Raw genomic sequence first — 23699 nt, forward strand, 5'->3', positions numbered from 1 at the left:
CGGGCTCTCCCCGGGCTTCCCAGGGCTCCTGTGCGTCAGGGGGCCTGGAGGTCGACCAGTCCGGCCAGTGCCGTACGGTGCGCGCCCGCCGTGCCGTACGCGATCGAGTCGGCCTTGGCGCGCTTGAGGTACAGATGGACCGGATGCTCCCAGGTCATGCCGAGGCCGCCGTGCAGCTGCAGCGCCTCCTCGGCGGCGTGGACGGCGACCGGCGCCGCGTAGGCCTGGGCGACGGTGACCGCCACGTCCACGTCCTGCCCGGTCGCCAGGGCGTCCGCCGCGTGCCGGGCGGCGGCGCGGAGGTTGACGACCTCCAGCCACAGCTGGGCGAGCCGGTGCTTGAGCGCCTGGAACCCGCCGACCGGCCGGTTGAACTGCTTGCGTTCCTTCAGGTAGCGGACCGTTTCGGTCAGCGCCCAGTCCGCGAGCCCGAGTTGCTCGGAGGCCAGCAGTCCGGCACCGGCGCGCAGGGCCCGTCGTACGGCGGGGTCGGCATCGCCCAGCAGGCGCCCGGCCGCTGCGTCGAGGGCGATCCTCGCGACCGGCCGGGTCAGGTCCAGCGAGGTCTGCGGCGTGACGGTCACGGCGTCGGACTCCACCGCGTACAGCCCGCCGTCGTCGGCCGGGACGAGCAGGACGTCGGCGACGGCCGCGTCGGCGACACCGGTCAGCTCCCCGTGCAGCGCGCCGCCCTCGTGCCGGACGACCGGGTAGGCGGCGCCCGGAGCCACGTGCAGCCCGACGGCGAGGGCACCGATCCTGCGGCCGGAGGCGAGCTCGGCCAGCAGGTCGTCGGCACCGCAGGCCAGCAGGGCCTCGGTCGCGACGACGGCACTGGTCAGGTACGGCACGGGGGCGACGAACCGGCCCAGCTCCTCCAGAACGACGGCGGCTTCCCGGTGGCCGGCGCCCTGCCCGCCCTTGTCCTCGGGCACCAGCAGGCCGGCCAGGCCCATGCCGTCGGCGAGCGCCTTCCACGCCGCCAGGTCGTGCGGCGCGTCCGACTCGGCCCGGGCGATGACGCCGGGGGCGTCGCAGTGGTCGCCGAGCAGGTCCCGGACGGCGGCGCGCAGCGCCTCTTCCTCCTCGGAGTAGAGAAGATCGGTCATCGGGCCAGGTCCTTCCAGGCGACGTCCTTGTCGGTGCGCGGTTCGGCGGGCAGGCCGAGGACGCGCTCGGCGACGATGTTCAGCAGGATCTCGCTGGTCCCGCCCTCGATGCTGTTGCCCTTGGAGCGCAGGTAGCGGTAGCCGGCCTCGCGCCCGGTGAAGTCGACCAGCTCCGGGCGGCGCATGGTCCAGTCGTCGTACAGCAGGCCCTGCTCGCCGAGGAGTTCCACCTCCAGGCCGCTGATCTGCTGATTGAGGCGGGCGAATCCGAGCTTCATGCCGGCGCCCTCGGGGCCGGGCTGGCCGGCGACGAGCTGCTGGCGGAGCCGTTCGCCGGTGAGGCGGGCGACCTCGGCCTCGACCCACAGCGTGAGCAGGCGCTGGTGCAGGTCGTGGGTGCGCAGCTCGGGGCGTTCGCGCCAGGTCCTCGCGACCGGGCCGATCATGCCGCCTTCCCGGGGCAGCCGCATGCCGCCGATGGCGACGCGCTCGTTGTTGAGCGTGGTCTGCGCGACCCGCCAGCCGTCGCCGACCTCGCCGAGGCGGCGGGAGTCGGGGATGCGGACGCCGGTGAGGAAGACCTCGTTGAACTCGGCCTCACCGGTGATCTGCCGCAGCGGCCGCACCTCGACGCCCGGGTCGGTCATGTCGCAGATGAAGTAGGTGATGCCCTGGTGCTTGGGCACGTCCGGGTCGGTGCGGGCGATGAGGATCGCCCAGCGGGCCACATGGGCGCTGGAGGTCCACACCTTCTGCCCGTCGACCACCCAGGAGTCGCCGTCCCGCACGGCCCGGGTGCCCAGTGCCGCGAGGTCGGACCCGGCGCCCGGCTCGCTGAACAGCTGGCACCAGACCTCCTCGCCCGTCCACAGCGGCCTGAGGTAGCGCCGCTTCTGCTCCGACGTGCCGAACTGGAGGATCGTCGGCGCGGCCATGCCCAGGCCGATGCCGATGCGGCGCGGGTCGTTGTCGGGGGCTCCGGCGGCCTCCAACTCGGCGTCCACGACGGCCTGGAGGGAGCGCGGGGCTCCGAGACCGCCGAGCCCCTCGGGGTAGTGCACCCAGGCCAGCCCGGCGTCGAAGCGGGCCCGCAGGAAGTCGAGGCGGCCGGTCCGCGCGGGCGGATGCGCGGCCAGCAACTCCCGCGTACGGCGGCGCAGTTCCTCGGCGTCGGTCATGCTGCCTCCTCCAGGACGACGGCGATCCGGCCGGTGGACAGGCCGTCCGCCACCTTCTGCACGGCGCCCGCGGCCCCGCCCAGCGGTACCCGCTCGCTCACCAGCGGCTTGATCGCGCCCCGGGCGGCCAGCTCGGTGAGCTGCTCGTGGCAGTGCTGGACCAGCTTGGGGTTCTTGGTGTTGTACAGGCCCCAGTGCAGGCCGAGGATCGAGTAGTTCTTCACCAGGGCGTGGTTGAGCGCCGGGCTCGGGATGGTGCCGCCGGCGAAGCCGACGACCACGATCCGGCCCTCGAAGGCGACGACCTTGGCGGACTGGGCGTAGGCCTCGCCGCCCACCGGGTCGTAGATCACGTCGGCGCCCCGGCCGCCGGTGGCCTCCTTCACGGCGGCGACGACGTCCTCGCAGCGCCGGTCGATCACCACGTCGCAGCCCAGGTTCCGGGCCACGGCCGCCTTCTCGGCGCCGCCGACGACACCGATGACGGTCGCGCCCGCCGCTTTGCCCAGCTGCACGGCCGCGCTGCCGACCCCTCCAGCGGCAGCGTGGACGAGCAGCGTCTCGCCGGCCTCCAGACCGGCCCGGCGGTGCAGGCCGAACCAGCCGGTCTGGTAGCCGATGTGCAGGGCGGCGGCCTCGGCGTCGTCCAGCGACTCGGGCGCGGGCAGCAGGGCGGCCGCGTCCACGACGGCGTACTCGGCGAAGCCGCCGTACGGCAGCGCGGGGTTGGCGATGACCCGGCGGCCGTCCTCGGTCTCGCCGCAGATCTCCACCCCCGGCGTGAACGGCAGCGGCGGCCTGACCTGGTACTGGCCCCGGCACAGCAGGGCGTCCGGGAAGTTGACGTTCGCCGCGCGCACCCGGAGCAGGACCTGACCCTCGCCGGGCGTGGGCGGTTCGGCCTCCTCCAGGCGCATCACCTCACTCGGCTCGCCGTTCTCGTGCACGTGCCATGCCTGCATGCGGGGCCTCCACGGGGCTGCCTCGTCGGACCGGGGTCCCCCGCATACTAAGCGGTCGCTTGCTGTCAGGGAACAGCTCTGGAGGAACAGTCCTGAAGGGCGTGTCACTTCCGCGCGGGCTTGGCGCGGACGTGCATCCGCTCGCCCTGCGGACCGAACAGGCTCAGGAACTCCACCGGCCCCTCCCCCGTCGACCCGAACCAGTGCGGCACGCGCGTGTCGAACTCGGCGGCCTCCCCGGCGGTGAGCACCACGTCGTGCTCGCCGAGCACCAGCCGCAGCTTGCCGGACAGCACGTACAGCCACTCGTAGCCCTCGTGGGTGCGGGGGTCCGGCTCGACGGCCCGCTGCGGCTCGACCACCTTGTACGCCTGTAGCCCGCCGGGCTGCCGGGTCAGCGGATACAGCGTCCGCCCGTCGCGCACCACCGGCTTGGCCCGCACCCGCGGATCACCGACCGGTGGCGCGCCAACGAGTTCGTCCAGGGGCACCTGGTGGGCCCGCGCGATCGGCAGCAGCAGCTCCAGGCTGGGCTTGCGCAGCCCGGACTCCAGCCGCGACAGGGTGCTGACGGAGATGCCGGTCGTCTCGGACAGCGCCGCCAGGGTCACGTCCCGGTCCTTGCGGATCCTGCGCAACCGCGGGCCGACGCCCGCGAGAACTTCGTCCGTGGTCATGGGCGTATTGCAGTTTCGGCAAAGATGTTTGTCAATCCCGCAGTGGCGGGGCGATGGTCTCGGTGGAGGTGGTCACCGTGACCGAGAGCACCGAGAACCACGAGGCGTACGAGGTGGTCGTCGTCGGAGGCGGGGCAGCCGGGCTGTCCGCCGCCCTGGTCCTGGGCCGGGCACGCCGGCGTACGCTGGTCGTCGACGCCGGGGAGCCGCGCAACGCGCCCTCGTCCCATATGCAGGGGTACCTGTCGCGCGACGGCATGCCGCCCGCCGAGTTCCTGGCCGCCGGCCGCGAGGAGGTCGCCCGGTACGGGGTGGAGCTCGTGCGGGGGCGGGTGGTGGACGTCCGGCCGGGTTTCGCCGTGGGGGACGGCCCGGGCTTCGGGGTGGCCGTCGAAGCGGGTCTCGGCACGGACGCCGGCCCGAATCCCGCCGCGGACGCCGGCCCGGATATCGCCGCGGACACCGGCCCGAATCCCGCCGCGAACGCCGACCCGAATCCCGCCGCGGACATCGCCCCGAATCCCGCCGCGAACGCCGACCCGAATCCCGCCACGGGCGTTGACTCGAATCTCGCCGCAGACGTAGGCCCGGGATTCGTCGTGACGCTGGCCGGTGGGCGGACCGTGCGCGCCCGGCGGCTGGTGGTCGCCACCGGTCTGAAGGACGAGCTCCCGGCGGTCCCCGGGGTCGCCGAGCGGTTCGGCCGGGACGTGCTGCACTGCCCGTTCTGCCACGGCTGGGAGGTGCGCGACCAGCCCTTCGGCGTGCTCGCCACCGGCCCGGCGAGCGTGCACCAGGCCCTGATGGTGTCGCAGTGGTCGAAGGACGTACGGCTGTTCCTGCACACGCTCGCCGAGGAGGACCTGCCGGGCCAGGACCTGCGCCGGCTCGCCGCGGCCGGGGTGCAGGTGGTGCCCGGGGAGGTCGCCGCGCTGGTGGTCGAGGACGACCGGCTCACCGGGGTCCGGCTCGCGGACGGCACCACGCACGCCCGCTCGGCGCTGTTCACCGCCCCGCGGCCCGTCCCGCAGACCGGTCTGCTGGAGCGGCTGGGCGCCGAGCTGAACCAGACGCCGTTCGGCGCCTACCCGGTGGTCGACCAGACCGGCCGGACGACGGTGCCCAGGGTGTGGGCGGCCGGCAACGCGGTCGGCTTCGCCGAGCAGGTGGTGCACGCGGCGAGCGGCGGCTACCGCGCGGCGGCCGCAATCGTCGGGGACCTGCTCATGGCCGACCTCGACGCGGCCGTGCAGGCGGAGGTCCAGGAGACGTAGCGGAAGGTCAGGAGGTGTAGAGACGCCCCCTGCGGTGCACCATGGCTGCATGCTGCTGCACCGGCTGGCCCGTGTGTCCCGGGAAGTCGCCGCCACCTCGGCGCGGTCCCGGAAGATCGCCCTGCTCGCCGAGCTGTTCCGGGACGCGGAGGCGGACGACGTGCCGATCGTCATCCCGTACCTGGCGGGCCGGCTGCCGCAGGGGCGGCTCGGGATCGGCTGGAAGGTGCTCGGCCGCCCGGTCGCCCCGGCCGCCGGGCCGTCCCTGACGGTGCGGGAGGTCGACGCCCGGCTGACCGAGCTCGGCAAGGTGTCCGGCCCCGGCTCCCAGGCCGAACGGACCCGCCTGGTGGGCGAGTTGATGGGCGCGGCCACCGAGGAGGAACAGCGCTTCCTGCACGGCCTGCTCACCGGCGAGGTCCGGCAGGGCGCCCTCGACGCCGTCGCCGTCGAGGGCCTGGCCGAGGCGACGGGAGCGCCGTCGGCGGACGTACGGCGGGCCGTGATGCTCGCCGGCTCCCTCCAGACGGTGGCGCGGGCCCTGCTCGCCGACGGTCCCGCCGCCCTGGAGCGTTTCCGGCTCACGGTAGGCCGCCCGGTGCTGCCGATGCTGGCGCACAGCGCCTCCTCGGTGGCCGAGGCGGTGGACAAGCTCGGCGCCTGCGCGGTCGAGGAGAAACTGGACGGCATCCGCGTCCAGGTGCACCGCGACGGCGACACCGTCCGCGTCTTCACCCGCACCCTCGACGACATCACCGGACGGCTGCCCGAAGTCACCTCGGCGGCACGTCGGTTGCGGGGCGAGCGGTTCATCCTGGACGGCGAGGTGATCTCCTTCGACGACGACGGCCGGCCCCGCTCCTTCCAGGAGACGGCCGGGCGGGTCGGCTCCCGTGTCGACGTGGCCACGGCCGCCCGGACGGTCCCGGTCTCCCCCGTCTTCTTCGACGCGCTGTCCGTCGACGGCCGCGACCTCCTCGACCTGCCGTTCGACGAACGGCACGCCGCGCTCGCCCGGCTGGTCCCCGAGCCGATGCGGGTGCGCCGCACGGTCGTGCCCGGCCCGGACGGCACCGGGGCGGCGGAGGAGTTCCTCGCCGAGACCCTCCGGCGCGGCCACGAGGGCGTCGTCGTCAAGGCGCTGGACGCCCCCTACAGCGCGGGCCGGCGCGGCGCGTCCTGGCTGAAGGTCAAACCCGTCCACACCCTCGACCTGGTCGTCCTGGCCGCCGAGTGGGGCCACGGCCGCCGCACCGGCAAGCTCTCCAACCTCCACCTCGGCGCCCGCACCGCCGACGGCGGCTTCGCCATGCTCGGCAAGACCTTCAAGGGCATGACCGACGCGATGCTCACCTGGCAGACCGGGCGCCTGCGGGAGCTGGCCGTCGAGGACCACGGCTGGGGGGTGACCGTACGGCCCGAACTCGTCGTCGAGATCGCCTACGACGGTCTGCAGCGCTCGACGCGCTACCCGGCCGGGGTCACCCTGCGCTTCGCCCGGGTCGTGCGCTACCGCGAGGACAAGCGCCCGGAGGAGGCGGACACGGTGGAGACGCTGCTGGCGGCCCACCCGGAGGTGGCGCGGTGACGGAGGTCAGGAGCGCGGGCCTGCTGCTGTACCGCCGGGCCGGCACCGGCCTGGAGGTGCTGCTCGGGCACATGGGAGGCCCGTACTTCGCCAGGCGCGACGCCGGGGCGTGGACCGTGCCCAAGGGCGAGTACGACCCCGCCGAACCGGCCTGGGACGCGGCCCGCCGGGAGTTCCTGGAGGAGCTCGGTCTGCCGCCGCCGGACGGCCGGGCCGTACCGCTCGGCGAGGTGCGGCAGGCCAACGGCAAGATCGTCACCGCCTGGGCGATCGAGGCCGACCTCGACCCGGCGACGATCGACCCCGGGACCTTCCGGATGGAGTGGCCCCCTAGGTCCGGCCGGTTCCAGGAGTTCCCCGAGCTGGACCGGGTGGCGTGGTTCGGACTCGACCGGGCCCGCGAGGTGATCGTCAAGGGCCAGGGCGCGTTTCTCGACCGGCTGGCGGAGCACTCGGCCTGAGCAGACCCACCCGCGTTGCGGCCCGGGACCGCGCGCGGGAAGGTCGAAGCACAGCCCGCTCAGAGGGAGGTCGGCCATGCCCATCGCAACGGTGAACCCGGCGAACGGCGAGACGCTCAAGACGTACGAGCCCATGGGCGAGGAGGAGGTCGAGCGCCGGCTCCAGCTGGCCGAGGCCACCTTCCGGACGTACCGGACGACGGCCTTCGACGAGCGGGCCCGGCTGATGCGCAGGGCCGCCGACCTCCTGGAGGAGGACCAGCAGGACATCGCGCGCGTGCTGACGACCGAGATGGGCAAGCCGATCAAGCAGGCCCGTGCCGAGGCCCTGAAGTGCGCGAAGGCCATGCGCTGGTACGCCGACCACGCCGAGGAACTCCTCGCCGACGAGGAGCCCGCCGGCCACGACGTGAAGGACTCCGGCGCCTCCAGCGTCCGGGTCCGCTACCGGCCGCTCGGCCCGGTCCTCGCCGTGATGCCGTGGAACTTCCCCCTGTGGCAGGTGGTCCGCTTCGCCGCGCCCGCGCTGATGGCGGGCAACGTCGGCCTGCTCAAGCACGCCTCCAACGTGCCCCGGACCGCCCTGTACCTGGAGGATCTGTTCCACCGGGCGGGCTTCACCGAGGGCTGCTTCCAGACCCTGCTCATCGGCTCCGCGAAGGTCGACGACATCCTGCGCGACGAGCGGGTGAAGGCCGCCACCCTGACCGGCAGCGAACCCGCCGGGCGTGCCGTGGCCTCCACCTCCGGCGAGATGATCAAGAAGACGGTGCTGGAGCTGGGCGGCAGCGACCCGTTCATCGTCATGCCGTCCGCCGACCTGGACCGGGCCGCCGAGGTCGCGGTGACCGCGCGGTGCCAGAACACCGGGCAGTCCTGCATCGCCGCCAAGCGGTTCATCGTGCACACGGACGTCTACGACGCCTTCGCCGAGCGGTTCGTCGCGGGCATGAAGGCATTGAAGGTCGGCGACCCCATGGAGGAGGAGACGGAGGTCGGGCCGCTCTCCAGCGAGCAGGGCCGCAGGGACCTCGAGGAGCTGGTCGACGACGCGGTGCGCGGCGGTGCGCGGGTGCTGTGCGGCGGGGAGCGGCCCGACGGGCCCGGCTGGTACTACCCGCCGACCGTGCTGGCCGGGATCACCCGCGAGATGCGCATCCACCGCGAGGAGGCCTTCGGGCCGGTGGCCACCCTGTACCGCGCGGGCGACCTGGACGAGGCGGTGCTGATCGCCAACGACTCGCCGTTCGGGCTGAGTTCCAATGTCTGGACCCGCGACGACACTGAGGTCGACCGGTTCGTGGGAGACCTGGAGGCCGGCGGCGTCTTCGTCAACGGGATGACGGCCTCCCACCCGGCGTTCCCGTTCGGCGGCGTGAAGCGGTCCGGGTACGGGCGCGAGCTGTCCGGACACGGAATCCGCGAGTTCTGCAACATCACGACGGTTTGGCACGGTGCGTGAGCGCCGCGCGGCTACCATCGCGTCTGTGAACCGCGAAGTGACTCTGCCTCTGATCGTCGACGACCGCGGGACCTTGCAGGTGGCCGCGGCCGACGTCAGCAAGCTGCTGCGGACGGTGGGGGGACGGTGGCTGCGCCTTGTGGAGGCCGGGGAGGAAGGGCTCGACGAGGACACGGTCGCCGCGCTGACCATCGAGCTCGCCAAGCTGGCCGACCGGATCGACGTGGCCTGTATCGCGCACAGCAGCGGGGGCGCGCCGTAGGGGGCGCGGCTTCCCCTGCCCCTACAGCGCCGACCAGAACTGCGCCTCGTAGGCCTGCAGCAAGCGGCCGTAGCGGTGGGCAAGGCGCTCGTCGAGGCGGCCGTCGTCCAGGGCTGCCTGCACCGCCGCTGCCGCCTTCGCCTCCAGGTCGGGGGCGGGCTCGGCGAAGAAGTCGAAGAAGCCGCACGCCTCGTCCGGGAAGCCGTAGCGACCGCGCAGGGCCCGGGCGATCGTCGCGCAGTAGCCGCCCCAGGCGGAGAAGTTGGCTGTCAGGGCCAGGACCGCGTCCGGCGGTGCGGCGTTGAGGGCCAGCCAGGCCACGTACGCGGGGTAGGCCTGGCAGCCCGGGAGCGGGTCGTACGCGGCCGTGCGCTCCTCGTCCACGCCGCAGGCCGCCGCGAAGGACGTCAGCCGCTGCCCCGCCAGGACCTCTCCTTCGGCCAGCGTGCGGAAGAAGGCGGCGCAGGCCGCATCCCCGCCGGTGGCGGCACGCTCCGCCAGGTGCAGGAACGAGCGGTGGTCGGCGGCGATGACCCCGTGCTGCTCCAGGGCGAGCGCGGCGAGCGTGTCACGGCTCGCCGCGCCCCGCTCGATCAGGGGGACCAGCGGGTTGGCGTCCGGGTCCGGGGCCAGGTGGGCGGTGGTGGTGTCCAGCAGTTCCCGGGCGGTACGCGTCATGGGTCCTCCGTGGGTCGCCGCGCTACCGGATCGGCATACCCGCAACAGTCCGTGCCCTCACCGGGCACGCGGGAGCGCTACCGGATCGGCATGCCCGACAGGGTCCGCGCGATCACCAGGCGCTGGATCTCGCTGGTCCCCTCGAAGATCGTGTAGATGGCCGCGTCCCGGTGCATCCGCTCCACCGGGTACTCCCGGGTGTAGCCGTTGCCGCCGAGGATCTGGATGGCCTGGGCCGTGACCTTCTTCGCCGTCTCGCTCGCGAACAGCTTGGACATCGAGCCCTCGGCCGCCGTGAACGGCTTGCCGTTGATCGCCATCCAGGAGGCGCGCCACACCAGCAGGCGGGCCGCGTCGATCTGGGTGCGCATGTCGGCGAGCTGGAAGGCGACGCCCTGGTTGTCGATGATGGGCCGGCCGAACTGCTCGCGGGTCCTGGCGTAGTCGAGGGCGACCTCGTAGGCGGCCCGGGCGGTGCCCACCGCCATGGCGCCGACCGCAGGGCGGGAGGCCTCGAAGGTGGCCATCGCCGCGTTCTTGACGCGCTCGCCGCCCTTCTTCGCCCGCTCACGGGCGCGGGCCAGGCGCTCGTCCAGCTTCTCCTTGCCGCCCAGCAGGCAGGAGCCCGGGACGCGCACGTTGTCGAGAATCACCTCGGCGGTGTGCGAGGCGCGGATACCGTGCTTCTTGAACTTCTGCCCCTGCGACAGTCCCGGCGTGTTCGGCGGGATGATGAAGGAGGCGTGGCCCTTGGATCCGAGCTCGGGGTCGACCACCGCGACCACCACGTGCACGTTGGCGATGCCGCCGTTGGTGGCCCAGGTCTTGGTGCCGTTGATGACCCACTCGTCCTTGGCCTCGTCGTACACGGCACGGGTGCGCATGGAGGCCACGTCCGAGCCGGCGTCCGGCTCGGAGGAGCAGAAGGCGGCGACCTTGACATCGTCGGCGTCGCCGTACATCTGGGGGATCCAGGTGCCGATCTGTTCCTCGGTGCCGTTGGCGAGCACGCCGACCGCGGCCAGACCCGTGCCGACGATCGACAGGGCGATGCCCGCGTCACCCCAGAACAGCTCCTCCATCGTCATGGGGATGCCGAGGCCGGTCTGGTCGAAGTACTGCTGGGCGTAGAAATCGAGGGAGTAGATGCCGACTTTGGCGGCCTCCTGGATGACCGGCCAGGGAGTCTCCTCACGCTCGTCCCATTCGGCGGCCGCGGGGCGGATCACCTCGGCGGCGAAGCCATGGAGCCAGTCCCGGACCTCCTTCTGCTCGTCGTTGAGCTCCATGGTGAACTCGGCCATGTCCCCTCCAGCGGCGACGCACTTACGTGTTACTTGCGGTAACACCAGTCTGTTACCGGCCGGTAGGAAAAGTCAACTCCCGATGACTCCCCGGCAGCCCGTTCGATGCCGCGGAGCAGGTGGAGTGTTAGTTTGCGCAGGCGTCACCGATTCAGCACGGGTGGGGAGAGCTCATGGACACCACGCAGCGGACCGATCAGCAGCGGTCCGCCGACCGCCGACGGCGCGAGCTGCTGGAGGCCGCCGACCGGGTGGTGCTGCGCGACGGCCCGCAGGCCTCGATGAACGCCATCGCGGCCGAGGCCGGCATCACCAAGCCGATCCTGTACCGCCACTTCGGTGACAAGGGCGGACTTTACGCGGCCCTTGCCAAGCGGCACACCGACGCGTTGCTGGACTCCCTGCGAGCGGCGCTGGACGCGCCGGCGGACCGGCGCGAGCGGGTCGAGGCCACGTTGAACACGTACCTCGCCGCGATCGAGGCGCGGCCCCAGGTGTACCGGTTCCTGATGCACCCGGCGGAGGGGTCGCCGGGGGACCAGGGGTTCGACGTCGGCAAGCATTCGGCCCCGCTGCTGCGGCGGATGGGCGAGGAACTCGCCCAGGTCATCGAGGAGCGGCTGGATCTGGGACCCGGGAGTCAGCAGCTGGCCCGGGTGTGGGGGCACGGGATCGTCGGCATGATGCATGCCGCCGGGGACTGGTGGCTCGGCGAACGGCCCTGCTCGCGCGCCGAGTTGGTGCGCAGTCTCGCCGACCTGCTGTGGGGGCGGCTGGCGGCCGCCGGGGACAGGACGGGCGGTCCGGGGTTCTGAGCGTCGTACGTCGTGTGCGGGACGGCGGGAGCTGGTCGCGCCCACGCGGCACAGCCGCACACGGATACCGCCCCGCGCCCGTGGCGACAGACCCTCACCGGCGCCAGGAGGCCCGGGCCACCTGGCGCATGAGCCGGCGGTGACGCCAGCCGGTCAGCCGGTCGGCGTAGACCCTGCCCTCCAGGTGGTCGCACTCGTGCTGGAGGCATCGGGCGAAGAAGCCCGTGCCGTGGACGGTGATCGGCTCCCCGGTCATCGTGACCCCCTCGACCACCGCGTGGTCGTAGCGCTCCGTGCCCGCTTCCAGGCCCGGCAGGGACAGGCAGCCCTCCGGGCCGCGGAGCACCACGCCGTCCGTCTCGACGAGGCGCGGGTTCACCACATGGCCCAGGTGGCGGACCTCCTCGTCGTCCGGGCAGTCGAACACGAACACCCGGGACGGGACGCCGATCTGGTTCGCGGCCAGGCCGACGCCCCGGGCGGCGTACATGGTCGCGAACAAGTCCTCCACGAGCTCCGCCAGTTCGGGGCCGAAGTCGGTGACCTCCGCGCAGGGGGTGTGCAGGACCGGGTCGCCGAGCAGGGTGAGCGGTCTCACGCGGCCTCGGGTGCCGGGGATGGGGCCGTTACGCATGGCGGCAAGGGTACGGTCCATGCTGCAACGTCCGTCTCACTGTGGTGCCGAGGTTCGGGAGTGCGAAGGGATCTCGATAGGCTGAGGTCCACACCACGTGGCCGTCAGGCTTCAAGGCGCGGCGCGTACGCAAGGAGGATCGAGAACTGATGGCAGGCAACTCGGACCCGCTCACGCCGCGGGCCAAGCTGGCCGTGACCGCAGGCAAGGCGGTCGCAGCGGCTTCCCGCGCCGCGGGACGCGGCAGCGGTTCGGTGATCGGTGGCCGGGTGGCCCTCAAACTCGACCCCGACCTCCTCGGCAAGCTCGCCCAGAACCTGGACGTGATCCTGGTGTCGGCGACCAACGGCAAGACGACGACCACCCGGCTCATCGCCGAGGCCCTGCGCGCGGCGGGCCCGGTCGTCTCCAACGCGCTCGGCGCCAACATGCCGGCCGGTATCACCTCGGCGCTGGCGGGCGGCTCGGACGCCCGGTACGGCGTCATCGAGGTCGACGAGAAGTACCTCGCCGGGGTCGCCCGGGACACCGAGCCCAAGTGCATCGCCCTGCTGAACCTCTCCCGCGACCAGCTCGACCGGGCCGCGGAGACCCGCATGCTCGCCGAGAACTGGCGAGAGGGGCTCGCGGGCTCCAAGGCCGTCATCGTCGCCAACTGCGACGACCCGCTGGTGGTGTGGGCCGCGTCCTCCTCCCCCAATGTCGTGTGGGTCGCCGCCGGGCAGATGTGGAAGGACGACGCCTGGTCCTGCCCGTCCTGCGGCGGTGTGATGCAGCGCCCGGGCGACGACTGGTTCTGCGGCGAGTGCGGCTTCCGCCGGCCCACGCCCAGCTGGGCGCTCTCCGGTGACCATGTGCTGGACCCGCACGGGTCCGCCTGGCCGATCCACCTCCAGCTGCCGGGCCGCGCCAACAAGGCCAACGCGGCCAGCTCCGCCGCCGTCGCGGCCGTCTTCGGGGTGCCGCCGCAGGTCGCGCTGGAGCGCATGTACCAGGTGCAGGCGGTCGCCGGGCGCTACGACGTCGTCCAGTTCCAGGGACGTGACCTGCGGCTGCTGCTGGCGAAGAACCCGGCCGGATGGCTGGAGACCTTCTCGCTGATCGACCCGCCGCCCGCCCCGGTGATCCTCTCGGTGAACGCCCGGTCCGCCGACGGCACGGACACCTCGTGGCTGTGGGACGTGGACTACACGCGCCTGACCGGCCACCCGATCTGCGTCATCGGCGACCGCAGGCTGGACCTCGCGGTCCGCCTGGAGGTCGCGGACCAGCAGTTCCAGGTGTGCGAGAACCTCGACCAGGCCGTGCAGCTGTGCCCGCCGGGCCGTGTCGAGGTCATCGCCAACTACACCGCGTTCCAGGACCTGCGCCGCCGCGTCGGCAACTGACAAGCACTCAGGGGACTTTTGTGAGCGACAACCAGCTGCGGGTCGTCTGGATCTACCCGGACCTGCTCAGCACCTACGGCGACCAGGGCAACGTCCTCGTCGTGGAGCGCCGGGCGCGGCAGCGCCGCCTGGACGTGGCCCGGCTCGACGTGCGCAGCGACCAGCCGATCCCGACCTCCGGCGACATCTACCTGATCGGCGGCGGCGAGGACCGGCCGCAGCGGCTCGCGGCCGAGCGGCTGCGCCGGGACGGCGGTCTGCACCGGGCGGTGGACAACGGCGCGATCGTGTTCTCGGTGTGCGCCGGGTACCAGATCCTCGGCCACGAGTTCATCAACGACCTCGGGCAGCGTGAACCGGGTCTGGGGCTGATCGACGTGGTGTCCGTGCGCGGCGAGGGCGCCCGGTGCGTCGGTGACGTGCTCGCCGACATCGACCCGCGGCTCGGGCTGCCGCCGCTGACCGGCTTCGAGAACCACCAGGGCGTCACCCACCTCGGCCCCACCGCCCGTCCCTTCGCCAAGGTCCGCTTCGGCAACGGCAACGGTACGGGCGACGGCACGGAGGGCGCCTACAACGGCACCGTCTTCGGCACCTACATGCACGGCCCGGTGCTGGCGCGCAACCCGCTGATCGCGGACCTGCTGCTGAAGCTGGCGCTCGACGTCAACGCGCTGCCGCCGGTGGACGACCGCTGGTACGAGGCGCTGCGCAACGAGCGCATCGCGGCTGCGCAGCAGCCTGCGTAGGAACAGCTGCGCAGCAGCCTGCGTAGGGACAGCCGCGCGGCTGTGCGGCGGCCTGGCTGGCGCTTTGCGTCAACCCGGTGGTCAACAGCCCGTCTGACGGCCCATCCGCACAGGTGAGCGGGGTCGTCCAGCAGGCGGACGCATGGTTCGGCCCCGCCCCCTGGTGCCGCTAGGGTGGCGGGGATCGAGCCGGACAGCGCGGTCCGGTCCCGTGCCCATGTGGAGAAGGTTATTCGGGCTATGCGCATTGGTGTCCTCACCTCCGGCGGCGACTGCCCCGGCCTGAACGCCGTCATCCGGTCCGTCGTGCACCGTGCCGTCGTCGACCACGGCGACGAGGTCATCGGTTTCCGGGACGGCTGGAAAGGCCTCCTGGAGTGCGACTACCTCAAGCTCGACCTCGACGCGGTGGGCGGCATCCTCGCCCGCGGCGGCACCATCCTCGGCTCCTCCCGGGTCCGTCCCGAGCACCTGCGGGACGGCGTGGCCCGGGCCAAGGGGCATGTCGAGGAGCTCGGCCTCGACGCGATCATCCCGATCGGCGGTGAGGGCACGCTGAAGGCGGCCCGGCTGCTGTCGGACAACGGCCTGCCGATCGTCGGCGTGCCCAAGACCATCGACAACGACATCGCGGTCACGGACGTCACGTTCGGCTTCGACACGGCCGTGGGCGTGGCGACGGAGGCCCTGGACCGGCTGAAGACCACCGCCGAGTCGCACCAGCGGGTGCTGATCGTGGAGGTCATGGGGCGCCACACCGGCTGGATCGCGCTGCACTCCGGCATGGCGGCCGGCGCCCACGCCATCGTGGTGCCGGAGCGGCCCTTCGACATAGAGGAACTGGCCGCCAAGGTCGGCGAGCGGTTCTCGGCGGGCAAGCGGTTCGCGATCGTCGTCGCGGCCGAGGGTGCCAAGCCGAAGCCGGGGACCATGGAGTTCGACGAGGGCGGCAAGGACATCTACGGCCACGAGCGGTTCGCCGGCATCGCCCGGCAGCTCTCCGTCGAACTGGAGAGGCGCCTCGGCAAGGAGGCCCGGCCGGTGATCCTCGGGCATGTCCAGCGCGGCGGGACGCCGACGGCGTACGACAGGGTGCTGGCGACCCGGTTCGGGTGGCACGCGGTGGAGGCCGTGCACCGGGGACAGTTCGGCATGATGACCGCGCTGCGCGGCACGGAGATCGTCATGGTGTCGCTGGCGGAGGCCGTGGAGACGCTGAAGACGGTGCCGGAGGACCGCTACGCCGAGGCGGAGTGCGTCCTGTAGACCCCAGGAGCACCTCTGGCCCGCACAGGAGGCAGACCGCCCCCGGTGACATCCGTCGCCGGGGGCGGTTCTACTCTTGGGGCGGACACAAAGCACCCAACCCCCACGAATCAGGAGCCGGCGGATGGATCACAGCGGGCACGGCACGATGACGGATCTGCCGCCGTTCACGCTGGGACGAGGCCTGGAGTGGTCCGCGGACCCGTTCTTCCTCGTCGCCTGCCTGCTGGGGCTGGCGCTGTACGGCTGGGGGGTCGTACGCCTGGTCCGGCGCGGCGACAAGTGGCCCGTGGGGCGGACGGTCGCCTACGTCCTCGGAGTGCTGAGCATCGGCCTGATGATGTGCACCCGGCTGAACGACTACGGCATGGTCATGTTCAGCGTGCACATGGTGCAGCACATGGTGATCAGCATGGTCTCGCCGATCCTCGTGCTGCTCGGCGCCCCGATCACGCTGGCGCTGCGCGCGCTGCCGACGGCGGGCCGGGGCCGCAAGGGCCCGCGCGAGCTGCTGCTGATGCTGCTGCACAGCCGGTACATGCGGATCATCACGCACCCGGCGTTCACCATCCCGCTGTTCATCGCGAGCCTGTACGGGCTGTACTTCACGCCGCTGTTCGACTTCCTGATGGGGTCGAGGACCGGGCACATCGCGATGATGGTGCACTTCCTCGCCGTCGGGCTGGTGTTCTTCTGGCCGATCATGGGCGTGGACCCGGGTCCGCACCGGCCGGGCTACCTGATGCGGATGCTGGAGCTGTTCGCGGGCATGCCGTTCCACGCGTTCTTCGGCATCGCCCTGATGATGGCCACCACGCCGATGGTCGAGTCGTTCAGGAACCCGCCCGCCTCGCTCGGCATCGAAGCGCTCTCCGACCAGAACGCGGCCGGCGGGATCGCCTGGGCGTTCAGCGAGATCCCGTCAGTGCTCGTCCTGATCGCGCTGCTGTTCCAGTGGTACGCCTCCGAACAGCGGCAGGCCCGGCGTACGGACCGGGCCGCGGACCGCGACGGCGACAAGGAACTCGAGGCGTACAACGCCTATTTGGCCTCACTGAACGCACGCGGCCGCTGAAAGGCCCTCTCCTTCAGTAACATATGGCGCGTTGGGGAACCGCCGGGGGGAGCGGTATGGCACTGCGCACATTCGTGCACGGGTTCGGGAAAACAGCGATGCGAACCGTCGCTGTTCTGTTCGCGCTCGTTTTACCGGTCAGTGGATGCGGCAGAGAATCGCCGCTTCTCGTGGTGAAGGCGGTGGCCGCCGGTGTGCCCTCGCTCGCGCCCTTCTTCGACGAGCGCAGCGGCCTCGGCCGGGACGCCGAGGTCCGGTCCCGTCCCGCGCGCGGCAGCCTTCAGCAGGGCGATTCCCCCGGTCTGTACGGCGGGAGCCGGCAGCCGACGATCTGTGACGTCGAGCGGCTGGAGCGCTACCTCACCGATCCCGTCCATCACCGCAAGGCGCAGGCGTGGGCGACGGCGCGCGGAATTCGGGTCTCCCGGATTCCCGGGCATCTCGACCGGCTCACGCCGGTTCTCCTGCGTCACGACACCCTCGTGATGAACCACGACTACACAAAGGGAAAGGCTGTTCCCTATCCCTCCCTTCTCCAGGCGGGAATCGCGGTGCTCGTCGACGAGCGGGGAGTTCCCGCCGTGAAGTGTTCATGCGGAAATCCGCTGCTTCCCTTCACGGGGGACGCCCGTCGCATTTCGGTTCGGTTCGAGGACGGCAACGAGAAATGGAAGGGGTACGACCCCTTGGCCGTGGTGGCCGTACGGGCGGCGCCCCGGACACTCCGGCGGCTCGCCCTCGTCGACGTCGACGACCCGGACCGGGGCATCGAGCGGCCGATCGGCACGACGGGTGAGGCCGACTCCGTCTTCGACGCGCGACAGCGGCGCCCGGTCCCCCGGGTCGCCGGGACGACGTTCGGGGAGGCGAGCCGGCGGCTGACAGACGCGGGGCTGGCGGTCGCCCATGACGGGGCGGGCCTGCCGCCGTACGGGGCCCGGGTCACCGCCTCCGACCCGGCGGCCGGAACCCGGCTGCGGTTCGGCGCGTACGTGATGTTGCGGGTCACCGGGGACGGGGACGAGGGTGCGCCGCCGGGCACCCCGGCGGGCGGCCCGGGAGAGAGGGCCACTCCCCCGGGTTCCGGGTCGTGGCGTCCGGTGCCGTCTGCGTCGTCCGGACCGGCGGATTCCGGCCCTGCCGCCTCCGCTGGACCGGCGGATTCCGGATCGGGGAGTAGCGGGCCCGGGGAATCCGGGCCCGGGGATTCTGGGCCGGGTGGCTCTGGGCCGGGTGGCTCTGGACCGGGTGGCTCTGGACCGAGTGACTCCGGGACGACTGGCTCCGGGACGGGTGACTCCGGGACGGGGGAATCCGGGACGGGCGACTCCACACCGGGTGACTCCGGGACGGGCGACTCCACGCCGGGCGACTCCGGGCCGGGGGAATCCGGGCCGGGGGAATCCGGGCCCGGGAATCCTGGGCCGGGTGGCTCTGGACCGAGTGACTCCGGGTCGGGTGACTCCGGGCCGGGTAGCTCTGGACGAGGTAGCTCTGGACCGGGTGACTCCGGGCCGCCGGATTCGGGATCCGCCTCGGGATCGGCCGGTCCCGGGCCCTCGGGCTCCGTATCCCCGCGTGCGGAGCCGCGCGCCGAGCCGTCGCCCCCGTCGAGTGGCCCGCCGGGCGGTGCTGAGGCGCGCAGCAGCCCGGCGCACGCCGTGACCGGCTCGGCGCCGGCGGCCGGCGACCCCTCGTCCACGGGAGACCCGGTGGCCGGCGGCGCGCCGGTGAGCAGCACGCCGGGCGCGGCCGAGCCCGGCGTCCAGCCGCGGCCGCGGACGCCGCCACGTGGAACCGCGTAGCACCCCGCCGCAACCGGGAGTCACCAGATGCCCTCAGGATCACCGACGTCGGGAGTGGGCCGGGTCGTCGCCGGCCGCTATCTGCTGCTGCGCCGGCTCGGCAGCGGCGGCATGGGACACGTCTGGCTCGCCCACGACCAGCGGCTGGCCTGCGAGGTCGCTTTGAAGGAGATCGTCTTCCGGGACGGCACCGAGAGCGGCTGCGAGCGCGAGGCCCGTGTCGCCCGCGCCCGTGCGGAGGCCCGGCACGCGGCCGGTCTGCGCGGTCATCCTCATGTCGTGACGGTGCACGACGTGCTGGAGCACGAGGGGCTGCCGTGGATCGTCATGGAGTACGTGGCGGGCGCCGTGGACCTGCGGGAGCTGGTCGTCCGGCGCGGGCCGCTCGCCCCCGCCGAGTGCGCCCGCGTCGGTCTGGCCGTCCTGGACGCGCTGACCGCCGGGCACGAGCGGGGTGTCCTGCACCGGGACGTGAAACCGGCGAACATCCTGCTCGCCCCGGACCGCGCCGGGGCGCCCCACGGCCGGGTCCTGCTCACCGACTACGGCATCTCCGTGCAGCCGGACGCCGGTGAGACGCGGTGGACGAGGGCGTCCGTCCTGGTCGGCACGGCCGGCTACCTGGCGCCGGAGCGCGCTTCGGGCGGGCAGCCCACTGCGGCCTCCGATCTGTTCTCGCTGGGCTGCACGCTGTACTACGGCGTGGAGGGCCGCGGCCCGTTCGAACGCGAGTCGCAGGTCGAGGCGATCACCGCGGCGGTCATGGCCGAGCCGCGTCGGCCGGTCAGGGCGGGTGCGCTGGAGCCGGTGCTGCGGGGGTTGCTGGCGAAGGACCCGGACCAGCGGATGAGCGCGGGCGAGGTGGAGGCGGCGCTGGCGCTGATCGTCACGCCGCAGTCCGAGGCGTACGAGCGGACGGGGACCGATCCCGGGTCACCGTCGCCCTGGGAGATGACGGCGGCCGACGAGGGCCCGCCGGGGTGCCACCCCGTCCCGGCGCCCCGGCCCCTGTTCTCTCCCGGCCTCGACGGGTCCGGGCCCGCCCCTGCGGCACCCGGTGCTCGCCGGCGCCCCCGCCGCCGTGCCCTGCGGGCTGCCCTGGCCGGCGGCCTCGGCGCGGTCCTCGCGCTGGGCGGGGTCTGGTACGCCCTCGCCGGCCGCGCACCCGGCAGCGCGCTGCCGTACGGCGAGGCCGTCGGGCTGGCCCAGCCGCTGCGGGACGGCGACTGCGTACTCGCCGACTGGCCCGGCGGACGGCGTTTCGCGGGCACGCCCCGGCTCACCGTGGACCCGACGTGCCGGGACCAGGCACCCGACGGGCAGGTCATGGCGCTCGTCGAGACCGCCTCGGCCGGGCAGGCGCGTGCCCAGGGGCCCGCCCGGTGCGAGGAGCGGACGCGGGAGCTGCGCGACCGGCTCGCCGACGTCCGCAGCCATGCCGTCGTGCCGACCGGGGCCGGGTTCGAGGCCGCCGGGCGGCGCACGGCCTGTCTGGTGCTGGGCGCGCACGGGCCGGTCTACGGGCCGCTCGGGGAGCGCCGGAGGTTCGGGACGGCGTTCGCGGACACCTCGACCATGCAGCGGCGGGACTGTCTGGACGTACGCACCAACCGGGACGCCCGGCTGGTGCCGTGCGGGGGGCCGCACGACGAGCAGGTGCTCGGGTTCACCCGGCTGGGTGCGGGCGTCACGCTCGCCGAGGCGCGGACGGCGTCGGACGCGGCCTGCGCGCGGGACGTGCCGCCGCGCGACTACGGCTTCGACCCCTCCGTCTACGAAGCCGGGTCGTGGACCAGCGCCGGCCCCTGGAAATCCGGCACGCATCTTGTCGTGTGCACCGCACGGAAGCAGAACGGGGGCACCATGGAGGGGACCGAACCATGAGGAGGGTGTTGCGATGCCCAGATCGTCCGGTTCATCTGGTTCCCCCGGTTCCGCGAACGGTTCCACCAAGACCATGGGGGCCCTCACCATCGGCGGGCTCGTCGTGGTGACGGCCTACACCGTGGCGCTCGGCAGCAACGGCTGGCTGTGGTTCGGGTGGGTGGTGCTCGGGCTGATCACCCTGGGCATGGTGGCCAGCCGCGGCTGAGGCTCACTCGCGGGCGAGCCGTCCCGCCGAGTGGACGCCCGGCTGGTACTTCGGCAGCCGGACGGTGATCTTCATGCCGGCGCCGACGGCGGTCTCGATGACGAGGCCGTGGTCGTCGCCGTACACCTGGCGGAGCCGGTCGTCCACGTTGGACAGGCCGATGCCGCCCGAGGGGCTGACCTCCCGGGCGAGGATGCGGCGCAGCAGGTCGGGCTCCATTCCGGCGCCGTCGTCCTCGATGACGACGAGGGCCTCGGCGCCCGCGTCCTGGGCGGTGATCTGGATGTGGCACTTGTCGGCCTTGCCTTCGAGACCGTGCTTGACGGCGTTCTCGACGAGCGGCTGGAGGCAGAGGAAGGGCAGGGTGACCGGCAGGACCTCCGGGGCGATCTGGAGGGTGACGGACAGGCGGTCGCCGAAGCGTGCCCTCACGAGTGCCAGGTAGTGGTCGATGGCGTGGAGTTCGTCGGCGAGGGTGGTGAAGTCGCCGTGCCGGCGGAACGAGTAGCGGGTGAAGTCGGCGAACTCCAGGAGGAGTTCGCGGGCGCGTTCGGGGTCGGTGCGGACGAACGAGGCGATGACCGCGAGCGAGTTGAAGATGAAGTGCGGGGAGATCTGGGCGCGCAGGGCCTTGATCTCCGCCTCGATGAGGCGGGTGCGAGACTGGTCGAGGTCGGCCAGTTCGAGCTGGACGGAGACCCAGCGGGCGACCTCGCCCGCGGCCCGGACCAGGACGGCTGACTCGCGGGGCGCGCAGGCGACGAGGGCGCCGTGCACCCGGTCGTCGACGGTGAGCGGGGCGACGACCGCCCAGCGCACCGCGCAGTCGGGCGTGTCGCAGGTCAGGCGGAAGGCCTCACCGCGGCCGGTCTCCAGGGGTCCGGCGAGACGCTCCATGATCTCGGTGCGGTGGTGGGCGCCCGCGCCGTCCCACACCAGCACCCGGGCGCGGTCCGTGAGGCACAGGGCGTCCGTGCCGAGCAGGGAGCGCAGTTTGCGGGCCGACTTGCGGGCGGTCTCCTCCGTCAGGCCCGCCCGCAGCGGGGGCGCGGCCAGCGAGGCGGTGTGCAGTGTCTCGAAGGTGGCGTGCTCGACGGGCGTGCCGAGCCCGGCCAGGCTCGCGGGCCGGGCGGTACGGCGGCCCAGCCAGAACCCCGCGGCCAGCAGCGGGAGGACGGCCACGCACAGACCCGCCAGGAACCCGGTCATGCCGCCACCTCCGAGCGCAGCTCCTCCGGCAGGTGGAAGCGGGCCAGGACCGCCGCCGTGCCGGGCGGCACCCGGCCCGGCGTCGCCAGGGAGACCAGGATCATGGTGAGGAAGCCCAGAGGCACCGACCACAGGGCGGGCCAGGCGAGCAGGGCGTGCAGTGCGCCGCCGCCCGGCACCCCGGTCATGGTCGCGGCGACGGCGAGCAGCGCGGAGCCCCCGCCGACCAGCATCCCGGCGGCGGCGCCGGGCGGGGTCAGCCGCCGCCACCAGATGCCGAGCACCAGCAGCGGGCAGAACGACGAGGCGGAGACGGCGAAGGCCAGTCCGACGGCGTCCGCGACGGGCAGCCCGCCCACCAGGACGCTCGCCGCGAGCGGCACCGCCATGGCGAGGACCGTGCCGAGCCGGAAGTGCCGTACGCCGCGCGACGGCAGCACGTCCTGGGTGAGGACACCCGCGACCGCCATGGTCAGCCCGGAGGCCGTGGACAGGAACGCGGCGAAGGCGCCCCCGGCGATCAGGGCTCCCAGCAGGTCGCCGCCCACTCCCCCGATCATGCGCTCCGGCAGCAGCAGCACGGCCGCGTCCGCGTCGCCGGTGAGGGCGAGTTCGGGGGCGTAGAGGCGGCCGAGGGCGCCGTACACCGGGGGCAGCAGGTAGAAGGCGCCGACCAGGCCGAGCACGGCGACGGTCGTGCGGCGGGCGGCGACGCCGTGCGGGCTGGTGTAGAAGCGGACGACCACGTGCGGCAGGCCCATCGTGCCGAGGAAGGTGGCGAGGATCAGTCCGTACGTGGCGTACAGCGGGCGTTCCTCGCGGCTCTCGGCGCGGGACGGGGACAGCACGCCGCCGCTGCTGCGGTCGGCGCGCGGGACGGGGGTGCCCTCGGGGAAGGTGAGCCGGGTGCCGCGTTCGATGCGGTGGGTGCCGGCGGGGAGTTCGAGGCGGGTGCCGGTGTGCGGGCGGCCGTCTACGGTGCCGTCCACGGTCACCGTCAGGGGCCGGTCGAGTCGCAGGTCGAGGCTGTCCTCGACGCGCACGACGCGCTGGTCGCGGAAGGCGGCCGGTTCGTCGAAGGCGCGGTGGGGTGCGCCGTCGCTCTGCCAGGCGAGGATCAGGAACAGCGCGGGGACCAGCAGGGCGGTGAGTTTCAGCCAGTACTGGAAGGCCTGCACGAAGGTGATGCTGCGCATGCCTCCGGCGGCGACGGTGGCGGTCACGACGACGGCGACGATCACGCCGCCCAGCCAGTCGGGCGCCCCGGTCAGCACGGTCAGGGTCAGTCCGGCGCCCTGCAGTTGCGGCAGCAGGTACAGCCAGCCGACGCCCACGACGAAGGCGCCCGCGAGCCGCCGTACCGCCTGGGAGGCGAGGCGGGCCTCGGCGAAGTCGGGCAGGGTGTAGGCGCCGGAGCGGCGCAGCGGGGCGGCGACGAAGAGCAGCAGGACCAGGTATCCGGCCGTGTAGCCGACCGGGTACCAGAGCATGTCGGGGCCCTGGACCAGGACCAGGCCGGCGATGCCGAGGAAGGAGGCGGCGGAGAGGTACTCGCCGCTGATGGCGGCCGCGTTGAGGCGGGGGCCGACCGTGCGGGAGGCGACGTAGAAGTCGGAGGTCGTGCGGGAGATGCGCAGGCCGAAGGCGCCGACCAGGACGGTCGCGACGACCACGAGGGCGACGGCGGGGACGGCGTAGCTGGGGTTCACGT

Annotated in this window: 22 protein-coding genes; 13 read left to right on the forward strand and 9 right to left on the reverse strand. The window is 73.0% G+C overall.

Annotated elements, in window-relative coordinates; translation table 11 throughout:
- Window positions 1-35 precede the first annotated feature (35 nt).
- From AB0K80_RS16945 to AB0K80_RS16960, 4 genes are all read right to left on the reverse strand, one after another.
- Window positions 36-1109: an acyl-CoA dehydrogenase family protein gene (locus AB0K80_RS16945; RefSeq protein ID WP_365670192.1), complete on the reverse strand. Its 1074-nt coding sequence runs from the start codon at window positions 1107-1109 to the stop codon at window positions 36-38.
- A complete protein-coding gene (locus tag AB0K80_RS16950) occupies window positions 1106-2287 on the reverse strand; it encodes an acyl-CoA dehydrogenase family protein (protein ID WP_365670194.1) in 1182 nt (393 codons plus the stop codon). Before AB0K80_RS16950 ends, AB0K80_RS16945 begins: the two co-directional genes overlap by 4 nt.
- Window positions 2284-3249 carry an NADPH:quinone oxidoreductase family protein gene (locus tag AB0K80_RS16955; protein ID WP_365670196.1) on the reverse strand — a complete coding sequence of 322 codons (966 nt, stop codon included), beginning with the start codon at window positions 3247-3249 and terminating at the stop codon, window positions 2284-2286. The genes AB0K80_RS16950 and AB0K80_RS16955 overlap by 4 nt, the downstream gene beginning before the upstream one ends.
- A 104-nt stretch (window positions 3250-3353) precedes the next feature.
- Window positions 3354-3926 (reverse strand): XRE family transcriptional regulator, encoded by a 573-nt coding sequence (locus tag AB0K80_RS16960; protein WP_365670197.1) that lies wholly within the window; start codon window positions 3924-3926, stop codon window positions 3354-3356.
- A 53-nt stretch (window positions 3927-3979) separates the two neighbouring features.
- On the opposite strand from AB0K80_RS16960, the gene AB0K80_RS16965 reads away from it, so the two are divergent.
- From AB0K80_RS16965 to AB0K80_RS16985, 5 genes are all read left to right on the forward strand, one after another.
- Window positions 3980-5200, forward strand: a complete 1221-nt coding sequence (locus AB0K80_RS16965; protein WP_365670198.1) for an NAD(P)/FAD-dependent oxidoreductase — start codon at window positions 3980-3982, stop codon at window positions 5198-5200.
- Window positions 5201-5249: 49 nt separating this feature from the next.
- Complete coding sequence (locus tag AB0K80_RS16970; RefSeq protein ID WP_365670199.1) at window positions 5250-6788, forward strand: ATP-dependent DNA ligase; 1539 nt, start codon at window positions 5250-5252, stop codon at window positions 6786-6788.
- Window positions 6785-7249, forward strand: a complete 465-nt coding sequence (locus AB0K80_RS16975; RefSeq protein WP_365670201.1) for an NUDIX domain-containing protein — start codon at window positions 6785-6787, stop codon at window positions 7247-7249. The genes AB0K80_RS16970 and AB0K80_RS16975 overlap by 4 nt, the downstream gene beginning before the upstream one ends.
- 76 nt (window positions 7250-7325) lie before the next feature.
- Window positions 7326-8711 carry an NADP-dependent succinic semialdehyde dehydrogenase gene (locus tag AB0K80_RS16980; protein WP_365670203.1) on the forward strand — a complete coding sequence of 462 codons (1386 nt, stop codon included), beginning with the start codon at window positions 7326-7328 and terminating at the stop codon, window positions 8709-8711.
- A 25-nt stretch (window positions 8712-8736) separates the two neighbouring features.
- A complete protein-coding gene (locus AB0K80_RS16985) occupies window positions 8737-8973 on the forward strand; it encodes a DUF6213 family protein (protein WP_365670205.1) in 237 nt (78 codons plus the stop codon).
- A 21-nt stretch (window positions 8974-8994) separates the two neighbouring features.
- Here the strand turns inward: AB0K80_RS16985 and AB0K80_RS16990 are convergent, their stop codons facing one another.
- Entirely contained in the window at window positions 8995-9651 is a 657-nt protein-coding gene (locus tag AB0K80_RS16990; RefSeq protein ID WP_365670207.1) for a transcriptional regulator, read from the reverse strand.
- 77 nt (window positions 9652-9728) lie between these two features.
- Window positions 9729-10955 carry an acyl-CoA dehydrogenase family protein gene (locus tag AB0K80_RS16995; RefSeq protein WP_365670210.1) on the reverse strand — a complete coding sequence of 409 codons (1227 nt, stop codon included), beginning with the start codon at window positions 10953-10955 and terminating at the stop codon, window positions 9729-9731.
- 173 nt (window positions 10956-11128) lie between these two features.
- On the opposite strand from AB0K80_RS16995, the gene AB0K80_RS17000 reads away from it, so the two are divergent.
- Entirely contained in the window at window positions 11129-11770 is a 642-nt protein-coding gene (locus AB0K80_RS17000) for a TetR family transcriptional regulator (protein WP_365670211.1), read from the forward strand.
- Between the two features lie 94 nt (window positions 11771-11864).
- Here the strand turns inward: AB0K80_RS17000 and def are convergent, their stop codons facing one another.
- On the reverse strand, window positions 11865-12404 hold the full coding sequence (def, locus tag AB0K80_RS17005; protein ID WP_365670213.1) for a peptide deformylase: 540 nt from the start codon (window positions 12402-12404) through the stop codon (window positions 11865-11867).
- A gap of 149 nt (window positions 12405-12553) precedes the next feature.
- Here def and AB0K80_RS17010 point away from each other — a divergent pair, with 149 nt between their 5' ends.
- The 7 genes from AB0K80_RS17010 (at window position 12554) to AB0K80_RS17040 (ending at window position 20779) form a co-directional block, all read left to right on the forward strand.
- Window positions 12554-13792, forward strand: a complete 1239-nt coding sequence (locus AB0K80_RS17010; protein WP_365670215.1) for a MurT ligase domain-containing protein — start codon at window positions 12554-12556, stop codon at window positions 13790-13792.
- A 20-nt stretch (window positions 13793-13812) separates the two neighbouring features.
- The gene (locus AB0K80_RS17015) at window positions 13813-14541 is read left to right on the forward strand and encodes a glutamine amidotransferase (protein ID WP_365670218.1); all 729 of its coding nucleotides are present in this window, start codon (window positions 13813-13815) and stop codon (window positions 14539-14541) included.
- 240 nt (window positions 14542-14781) lie between these two features.
- Window positions 14782-15807 carry a 6-phosphofructokinase gene (locus AB0K80_RS17020; RefSeq protein WP_365670221.1) on the forward strand — a complete coding sequence of 342 codons (1026 nt, stop codon included), beginning with the start codon at window positions 14782-14784 and terminating at the stop codon, window positions 15805-15807.
- Window positions 15808-15931: 124 nt separating this feature from the next.
- On the forward strand, window positions 15932-16882 hold the full coding sequence (locus AB0K80_RS17025) for a cytochrome c oxidase assembly protein (RefSeq protein WP_365670223.1): 951 nt from the start codon (window positions 15932-15934) through the stop codon (window positions 16880-16882).
- Window positions 16883-16980: 98 nt separating this feature from the next.
- A complete protein-coding gene (locus AB0K80_RS17030; protein WP_365670308.1) occupies window positions 16981-18687 on the forward strand; it encodes a PASTA domain-containing protein in 1707 nt (568 codons plus the stop codon).
- A 27-nt stretch (window positions 18688-18714) separates the two neighbouring features.
- Window positions 18715-20571, forward strand: coding sequence for a protein kinase (locus AB0K80_RS17035; RefSeq protein ID WP_365670225.1), 1857 nt, complete (start codon window positions 18715-18717; stop codon window positions 20569-20571).
- Between the two features lie 13 nt (window positions 20572-20584).
- Window positions 20585-20779, forward strand: a complete 195-nt coding sequence (locus AB0K80_RS17040; RefSeq protein ID WP_365670227.1) for a hypothetical protein — start codon at window positions 20585-20587, stop codon at window positions 20777-20779.
- A gap of 3 nt (window positions 20780-20782) precedes the next feature.
- Here AB0K80_RS17040 and AB0K80_RS17045 read toward each other — a convergent pair whose 3' ends face one another.
- A complete protein-coding gene (locus tag AB0K80_RS17045; RefSeq protein ID WP_365670229.1) occupies window positions 20783-21988 on the reverse strand; it encodes a histidine kinase in 1206 nt (401 codons plus the stop codon).
- Window positions 21985-23697 carry a cation acetate symporter gene (locus tag AB0K80_RS17050; RefSeq protein WP_365670231.1) on the reverse strand — a complete coding sequence of 571 codons (1713 nt, stop codon included), beginning with the start codon at window positions 23695-23697 and terminating at the stop codon, window positions 21985-21987. The genes AB0K80_RS17045 and AB0K80_RS17050 overlap by 4 nt, the downstream gene beginning before the upstream one ends.
- Between the last annotated feature and the right edge of the window lie 2 nt (window positions 23698-23699).

The sequence above is a fragment of the Streptomyces sp. NPDC052682 genome, assembly GCF_040678435.1.
GTDB lineage: Bacteria > Actinomycetota > Actinomycetes > Streptomycetales > Streptomycetaceae > Streptomyces.

Bases quoted from the DNA above. Each gene is read 5' to 3' on its own strand.
- AB0K80_RS16960 (WP_365670197.1), bottom strand. From the start codon at position 3,926: ATGACCACGGACGAAGTTCTCGCGGGCGTCGGCCCGCGGTTGCGCAGG.
- AB0K80_RS17025 (WP_365670223.1), top strand. From the start codon at position 15,932: ATGGATCACAGCGGGCACGGCACGATGACGGATCTGCCGCCGTTCACG.
- AB0K80_RS16995 (WP_365670210.1), bottom strand. From the start codon at position 10,955: ATGGCCGAGTTCACCATGGAGCTCAACGACGAGCAGAAGGAGGTCCGG.
- AB0K80_RS17045 (WP_365670229.1), bottom strand. From the start codon at position 21,988: ATGACCGGGTTCCTGGCGGGTCTGTGCGTGGCCGTCCTCCCGCTGCTG.
- AB0K80_RS16990 (WP_365670207.1), bottom strand. From the start codon at position 9,651: ATGACGCGTACCGCCCGGGAACTGCTGGACACCACCACCGCCCACCTG.
- AB0K80_RS17035 (WP_365670225.1), top strand. From the start codon at position 18,715: ATGCCCTCAGGATCACCGACGTCGGGAGTGGGCCGGGTCGTCGCCGGC.
- AB0K80_RS16955 (WP_365670196.1), bottom strand. From the start codon at position 3,249: ATGCAGGCATGGCACGTGCACGAGAACGGCGAGCCGAGTGAGGTGATG.
- AB0K80_RS16980 (WP_365670203.1), top strand. From the start codon at position 7,326: ATGCCCATCGCAACGGTGAACCCGGCGAACGGCGAGACGCTCAAGACG.
- AB0K80_RS17020 (WP_365670221.1), top strand. From the start codon at position 14,782: ATGCGCATTGGTGTCCTCACCTCCGGCGGCGACTGCCCCGGCCTGAAC.
- AB0K80_RS17010 (WP_365670215.1), top strand. From the start codon at position 12,554: ATGGCAGGCAACTCGGACCCGCTCACGCCGCGGGCCAAGCTGGCCGTG.
- AB0K80_RS16970 (WP_365670199.1), top strand. From the start codon at position 5,250: ATGCTGCTGCACCGGCTGGCCCGTGTGTCCCGGGAAGTCGCCGCCACC.
- AB0K80_RS16950 (WP_365670194.1), bottom strand. From the start codon at position 2,287: ATGACCGACGCCGAGGAACTGCGCCGCCGTACGCGGGAGTTGCTGGCC.
- AB0K80_RS17030 (WP_365670308.1), top strand. From the start codon at position 16,981: ATGCGAACCGTCGCTGTTCTGTTCGCGCTCGTTTTACCGGTCAGTGGA.
- AB0K80_RS17040 (WP_365670227.1), top strand. From the start codon at position 20,585: ATGCCCAGATCGTCCGGTTCATCTGGTTCCCCCGGTTCCGCGAACGGT.
- AB0K80_RS16965 (WP_365670198.1), top strand. From the start codon at position 3,980: ATGGTCTCGGTGGAGGTGGTCACCGTGACCGAGAGCACCGAGAACCAC.
- AB0K80_RS16945 (WP_365670192.1), bottom strand. From the start codon at position 1,109: ATGACCGATCTTCTCTACTCCGAGGAGGAAGAGGCGCTGCGCGCCGCC.
- def (WP_365670213.1), bottom strand. From the start codon at position 12,404: ATGCGTAACGGCCCCATCCCCGGCACCCGAGGCCGCGTGAGACCGCTC.
- AB0K80_RS17000 (WP_365670211.1), top strand. From the start codon at position 11,129: ATGGACACCACGCAGCGGACCGATCAGCAGCGGTCCGCCGACCGCCGA.